Annotated in this window: 6 protein-coding genes and 2 pseudogenes; 1 reads left to right on the forward strand and 7 read right to left on the reverse strand. The window is 32.6% G+C overall.

The annotated features are described in order from the left end of the window. The 3 genes and pseudogenes from AC1DJR_RS17625 to AC1DJR_RS17635 all read right to left on the reverse strand — a co-directional run. Nucleotides 1-218: DUF6944 family repetitive protein (locus AC1DJR_RS17625; protein ID WP_477003138.1), on the reverse strand; the 218-nt coding region annotated here is incomplete at its 3' end. 158 nt (nt 219-376) lie between these two features. Next, nucleotides 377-982, reverse strand: a pseudogene (locus tag AC1DJR_RS17630) (SDR family oxidoreductase); the annotation flags it as partial. Between the two features lie 190 nt (nt 983-1,172). Then, entirely contained in the window at nt 1,173-1,511 is a 339-nt protein-coding gene (locus tag AC1DJR_RS17635; protein ID WP_002127270.1) for a hypothetical protein, read from the reverse strand. A gap of 212 nt (nt 1,512-1,723) precedes the next feature. On the opposite strand from AC1DJR_RS17635, the gene gerPF reads away from it, so the two are divergent. After that, nucleotides 1,724-1,939, forward strand: coding sequence for a spore germination protein GerPF (gene gerPF, locus AC1DJR_RS17640; RefSeq protein WP_001141569.1), 216 nt, complete (start codon nt 1,724-1,726; stop codon nt 1,937-1,939). Nucleotides 1,940-2,224: 285 nt separating this feature from the next. Here the strand turns inward: gerPF and AC1DJR_RS17645 are convergent, their stop codons facing one another. From AC1DJR_RS17645 to AC1DJR_RS17660, 4 genes and pseudogenes are all read right to left on the reverse strand, one after another. Next, nucleotides 2,225-2,560 carry a YolD-like family protein gene (locus AC1DJR_RS17645; protein WP_002085766.1) on the reverse strand — a complete coding sequence of 112 codons (336 nt, stop codon included), beginning with the start codon at nt 2,558-2,560 and terminating at the stop codon, nt 2,225-2,227. A gap of 707 nt (nt 2,561-3,267) precedes the next feature. Next, nucleotides 3,268-3,489, reverse strand: coding sequence for a hypothetical protein (locus tag AC1DJR_RS17650; RefSeq protein ID WP_002012623.1), 222 nt, complete (start codon nt 3,487-3,489; stop codon nt 3,268-3,270). A 626-nt stretch (nt 3,490-4,115) separates the two neighbouring features. Further along, complete coding sequence (locus AC1DJR_RS17655) at nt 4,116-4,967, reverse strand: peptidylprolyl isomerase PrsA (RefSeq protein WP_002031835.1); 852 nt, start codon at nt 4,965-4,967, stop codon at nt 4,116-4,118. 144 nt (nt 4,968-5,111) lie between these two features. Then, a pseudogene (locus tag AC1DJR_RS17660) lies at nt 5,112-5,524 on the reverse strand (N-acetylmuramoyl-L-alanine amidase); the annotation flags it as partial.

Consider the following 5,524-nt stretch of genomic DNA (forward strand, 5'->3'; position numbering starts at 1 on the left):
GTTACCTCTTGCTTCTCACATTTATCTTCATCTTTCGCATCATTAGTTGCTATAATTTGTAATATATATCCGAGAGCTTGTAATGAACTCCCTACAATAACGAGATCCGACTCAATCTTTCCTTCCCCTGCAAACCCTCTAGTTGTTCCAATTGCTGCTATAAGATTTCCTCCTACTTGAAACCAGGCACCTGTCAATTCTAAATCGCGTAGGTTCATTTCCCATCACCTATATTTAAATTTTCTAGTACATTCAAAACAAACAAATATCACCTTTAATTCATTATTCTATTTTTCATATGTAATTTTGTGCATCACATAATGTACTAATAATACAAAAGAGCACCTTTCAGGCGCTCTTTTTGACAAGGAGTTTCTCAATGAATGTATGCCGGACATGTCAATGACTCACCGTTTTTATCTATTGATATATTTAATATATAATGAATTGCTTTATGTGACCACATTTCAGGTGTAGGAGATTCTTTTACATATTGAGGTGCACATAAGTGAAGCATTGGAGTGCTAATACTGCCACCTGGATCTAAAGCAACTACTGCCATACCATTTGGCAGTTCCATTGCCATTGACTGTGTGATACCTTCAACAGCAAACTTCGAGGCACAATATGGCGCAAGTTCAGCCTCGCCTTCTCTTCCCCAACTAGAGCTCATGTTAATAATAATTCCTTCTTTCCTAGCTATCATCGCCGGGACGAACGCCCTAATGACATTTACTACCCCGTTCACATTTACACTCATTACACTTTCAAATTCTTGTGCGGTAACTTTCCATAGAGGTGCATTTTGATTAACAATCGATGCATTATTTATTAACATATCGGGAGCCCTATACTTATTAAGAATACGACTTGCCCATTTACTAACTTGGTGATGATTTGAAACATCAATTATTTGAAAATCATGTGAAGCACCGTAATATTTATTAAGCTCTTCAATTTTATTTTTTGAGCGTCCACACCCACTCTTTTTGTTTGTATCGTTATTATTTTTAAATTGTATCTTCTATTCCCTACATTTCTCACATCGATAAATATAGGTTACACCTTAATGAAAGTATATTTATGTTTACGGTTCGATTTATCCAAATACTTTTCAATCCACTTTTTCAACTTAACAGAGCCCACCTCTATCAATAAATTTCCACCTAGTCTTATAACATACTTTTATTTAAATTCTCAATCTCATTTTGCAACTTTTTAAATTGCTCAAAATGCATTGTTATAGATTGAATACTATTCCTTTCAACATTTTGCTTTACTAATAAAACGCCTGTATCGTGAAAAATTGCTTCAAGTTCTTTCCTTATAGATACTTTCGTAATATATGCGGTTTTAATTGCCGATAAAATTGCTATTTCATTAAACTTTAATTTTATTTCATTAGGACAAAATGCTTTTTCGATCAATGTGACATCATTACTATAAATATAAGCAACAAGTTTACTTGATTCTGCATCTGTTAAATCCACTGTTTTTATAACATTATCCATTACATTTTGCCTCCTTTAATTCCATATATATGAATTATTCAAATTTATTCTTTTTAAAATTCAGCTCTTCATTAATTTTAACATACTTTTTGCTCGATTGATTAAACAAAGCTTCAAACATTTTTCTATTCCGGAATATTTGTCAAATGAACCAATTAGACTATACCTTCATATAGTAATGCAAACAATTACTTATAAAGCAGGTGAAAATTATGCCCTCAGTTGTTGGGAATTTAGTTGTACAAAATAGTAACGGATCTTTCAACTTAGGTGATTTCTACAATGTTTCTCCAAAAGAGAATACGAAAGCTTATAACGGCTCTGGCGCATCTAACGTTGGTTTCGTAGTGAACACTTTTAGTGGGGTTAGCGCGACTAATACATTTGATTCTGATCTAGCAGATCAAAACCAAGTTGGTACGGCTTAAACAGCTCTGTAATCATTTTTGTATAACATTTTAAAATTTGTCTATACTATACTCAGGCTGATACACAGCTATCATTGATTTTTTGAGTGCCAATCTTTTTCTCCCTTTCCCTGGGACTAAGCAGCTAGCTTGCAGCTAGCTGCTTTTTCATTTAGTTCTTCACCTCTTCAAAAAATTAAGTTTTTACAGGTAGCCTGACTCACAGCCGAATTTTGAGGTGTGAATCTGCCTGTCCGTAAATAGCTAGATAAATTAAAGAGGCTAAACTTCAAAATTCAGCTTCTTTTAGGTTACATCAATTATGTCCATTGCAGAAAATATATATGTTTTATAAAATGCATCTGTACATTTTACAATTTGTTGAATTGGATTTATATGAACCACTGTCATATAACTCGTAAGTATGTATCCTTCTTCAAAATATGTCACTAACATCTCTTCTTCAGACAATAATGAAGTTAATAATTTGTCTGAAATGCTGTCTTTCGCTTCATTTGTTATTAGCGGTCTTTGGACTTTTAATTTCTCTCCAATAATTTTTTTCATACTTAATAATTGTTCCGACATTACTGTAAACGGAACCCACTCTCTTCCTTTTTCCTGTATCTTTACATAATTCATTTTCTTTACTCCTCAATTTTCTATATCTATCCATTCTTGAACTACCCCACTTTCACTTCGTTTAGAAGWGGGGGATTCCTAAGTAAAGAGTTCTATCGAACTCTAATTTATTAGGCTATCTCCRCAGTCCTTGCGGTTAGAAGCCTTATCGCTTCATTCTTTATCCATCTCTTATTTATATGTAGCGTAGCTTTCCAATTCAAAACTATTTATGAATTTGTAGACATCTCCACTTCCGTAAGAACATTCGTTCTAATTATACACGAACGAACGTTCTTACGGAAGTGCAACATGTAAATTTTTCAAACAAAATGCAACTTTAATATATGAAGTTTATTCATACTCATTTATTACTCCCTTTTATTAATCAAATTTCTTTGCACTTCCTATCGCATCATAGAATACGTGTAGCAACAATAAAAGCGACTCCACCTAATGTGAAGTCGCTTTTATTGAACTAATTATATTTCTAATTTTACTTTTCTATCCTAACTAACGTTCTTTCTGGAATACAAATTTCAGCTATATCTCATTAACCATCCTTCAACAAAAGCATACACTTTTATTATGAACGAACTCACAAAGCTTTAGAAACTTATGATGTAAAGCAATTCATTCCTCATAAGTTTCATACATATCGACAATTACTACCATTTATCCTGCTATTTGCAGGCAGTAAGATTCACACTCATTAATTTTCACTTTCTTTATTGAATATGCTTGGGTTGCATTATAATATGTAATTCTCTCTCTGTTTCTGTTTTTTTCGGATTCCGATAATATTCCAGTTTATATTCTAATACTTCATACTCAACCATCCCAATCTTTATCCCTTTTGTTTCTTTTAATACAGCTAATAGAACGCTTATATTTTCATTAGATGATTCAAAAATTTTCCCTCCGCCTTCTCTCTTAAAAATAACTTTCATATATTCTCCCCCAAATTAATTTAATAATCTAGTAAATATAAAAATATTCATCCTATTTTAATAAAGTGAAGGCTAATAATCAGTGGGGGTTTTGTCCATCACCCACTGATTATTAGCCTTCACCAATCGGGCTTTTACGAGCAGTAAGACTCCCACCTAATTCCCTCGCATTCGCCGAATTTTGAGGTGGGAGTCTTACTGCCCACAAATAGCGGGATAAATAATTCTTATCATCATTAAGAACATCCTTTTGTACTAAATGTTCAACATGTCACTTCCTATAAAGTTAATTTATACTCCAATAAATATGATATGTACCATTCTTTAAATTATGTCCTCAATTCACTCTCCACGAAAATATATTTAGTTTATATTTAACAAAATTAATTAACTAAAACATTATCATTTCAACATTTTGCGAATTTAATTGCTTATTCCTTTTATCTACATCCAAATTTTCCTATTGTAATTCTTAATATTTAAATGTAATATTGTATTGTCTTACTATCTATTTATAACTCACACACTAACGCGAAAAGGGAACTCTATATGAGTTCCCTTTTCTATTGAAAACAAAAAAAACAGAAATATAGCATTATGCTAAATCTCTGTTTTTCTTCTAAACCTTATTTCTCATCTAAGAATTTAAATGTATCTTTAAATTCTTTATCTGTTACTTTAATATCTGCTTCTTTCAATAGATCATTGATTACTTGTTGTTTCCATTTACCTGTCGCATCTTGCAGTCTTTGTTGTTCTAAATCTTTTCGAATCGTATCTTTTACTTCATCAAATGGTTTCAATTCTTTTTTATCCGTCACTTTTATTATATGATAACCATAAGATGTTTTTATTGGCTCACTTACTTGTCCTGCATCTAATTTATACGCAGCTTCCTCAAACTCTTTCACAGTTTGACCAGGAGCAAAACCAGCTATTTCTCCGCCCTGTTCCTTTGAACCAGTATCTTCCGAATACTGTTTCGCTAAAGCAGTAAAATCTTCACCATTATTTATTTTCTCTTTTACTTCTTTCGCAGTTTTTTCATCTTTTACTAAAATGTGACTTACCTTCATTTCAGGTTTATGGTTATCTTTCACATCTTTATCTGTGACAGTCGCTCTAATCGCTTTCTCAAGTGCAATTTCTGGCTTCATTCTCTCTTTTAATTCATCTTCATTCTTTAATCCTACTTGCTCTAAAGCCACTTTAAACTTGTCACCCATTTGTTCCTTCGCTGCTTCTACTTGTTTTTTAGCTTCTTCATCTGAAACTTTATATTTATCTAGCAATGCCTTATTTAACATCATTTGAGATAAAGTACTTTTTCCATATGTTTGCCTTAATTCTTTACTTAACTCTTTCTCTGTCACGTTTCCTACTTTTGATGTTGCAACATTTTCTGAGGAACCACACGCAGACAATGTTAACGCCACACATGCAATAATAGTTCCCATAAATAGCTTTTTCTTTTTCAATTCAAATACCTCACTTTGATAAATGTATATTAGGAACTATACAGCGCTATTGTGAAATYAATGTGTTTTCYGCAAGTATTTCTCTTCATGCCAGAGACAAGCTTTATTAAATAAAAAAGCCGGCATAAAGCCGACTTTTTAACATCATTTAATCTGCACATGTTCTTCTTTGATCCATTTGTTCCCACCTATATCTATATATCCATCTTGACGATTCCAAATACGATAAGGGACCTTCCCATCGACCGCACCTGTATCATTCCCGTTTGGCCCATCGTACGTTCTAATTTCATATCCAGGTGTGTACTTTGAATATGCATAAAACCATTGTACATTAAAATGTTCTAACTTAGCCCACTGTTGTTCACCACCTAAACAAATCATATCTTTTTCGCCACCTCCCCAATAACCTTTATAGATTAAATATGGGATTTTTTTCGTAAGTCTTCCTATAAATTGCGGATTCGCAGGATTTTCATATAAATTAATGCCGTATCCATCATCATATTTTGAAACTGCAATACCAATTCCACTTGGTTGCTTACTGTCTCCAATAC

This window comes from Bacillus sp. 05T31, assembly GCF_056396725.1.

Coding starts and splice junctions, on each gene's coding strand:
- AC1DJR_RS17635 (WP_002127270.1), bottom strand. CDS start 1,511: ATGGATAATGTTATAAAAACAGTGGATTTAACAGATGCAGAATCAAGT.
- gerPF (WP_001141569.1), top strand. CDS start 1,724: ATGCCCTCAGTTGTTGGGAATTTAGTTGTACAAAATAGTAACGGATCT.
- AC1DJR_RS17645 (WP_002085766.1), bottom strand. CDS start 2,560: ATGAATTATGTAAAGATACAGGAAAAAGGAAGAGAGTGGGTTCCGTTT.
- AC1DJR_RS17650 (WP_002012623.1), bottom strand. CDS start 3,489: ATGAAAGTTATTTTTAAGAGAGAAGGCGGAGGGAAAATTTTTGAATCA.